The sequence below is a fragment of the Streptomyces calidiresistens genome, assembly GCF_014141525.1.
Taxonomy (GTDB): Bacteria; Actinomycetota; Actinomycetes; order Streptomycetales; family Streptomycetaceae; genus Streptomyces; species Streptomyces calidiresistens.
The window spans coordinates 1-610 of the sequence record NZ_VKHS01001468.1 but is presented as its reverse complement, the minus strand read 5'-3'; the positions used below and the strand labels follow the sequence as shown (position 1 = coordinate 610).

Below are 610 nucleotides of genomic sequence, written 5' to 3'. Positions count from 1 at the left end.
CCTCCCACCGGTCCCCGGTCGCTCCCCGTCGTCGGGCCCCCGCGCCCGGGGGCGCGTGGCGTCCGGCGGGGGCACGCGGGCGGGAGCCGGTCAGGACAACAGGCCGGCGTTCCGCAGATCGTCGAAGACCACCCGGTCCACCGGCGCGGTCCGATCCCGGTCCGCGTAGCCCAGCCAGGCCACCTCCTCGATCTCGCCCCCGGCCCGGGGCACCCCCCGGTGCCGGGCGGTGTAACAGGCCATCCGCACCACGGCGTCGGCGCCGTGGCCGTCGGCCTCCGCCTCGTACACCCCGGCCGGTTCCACCGTCTCCACCAGCAGTTCCACCCCCACCTCCTCGCGGACCTCCCGCACCAGGGTCTCCAGGTCGCTCTCCCCGGCCTCCCGCTTGCCGCCGGGAATGTAGAACAGCGTCCGTCCCCGGCTGCGGGTCCCCAGGATCCGGCCCTCCTCCACGCACACCCACGCCACCGTGTCGATCAGGCGCATGACGAGCCCGCCCCTTTCCGCGGCGTCCCCACCGCCATCCCGCTCCTCCCCGGCTGACCCGGGCCGCCGACCGAACCGGGTCGGTTCGACGACCGGGAGATTCTGCCGGCAGGCCCCCGAC

Annotated in this window: 1 protein-coding gene; it reads right to left on the bottom strand. The window is 76.1% G+C overall.

The window, feature by feature from the left end; translation table 11 throughout:
- Window positions 1–90 precede the first annotated feature (90 nt).
- On the bottom strand, window positions 91–610 hold a 520-nt coding region (locus FOE67_RS27855), incomplete at its 5' end, for an NUDIX hydrolase (protein WP_323385637.1).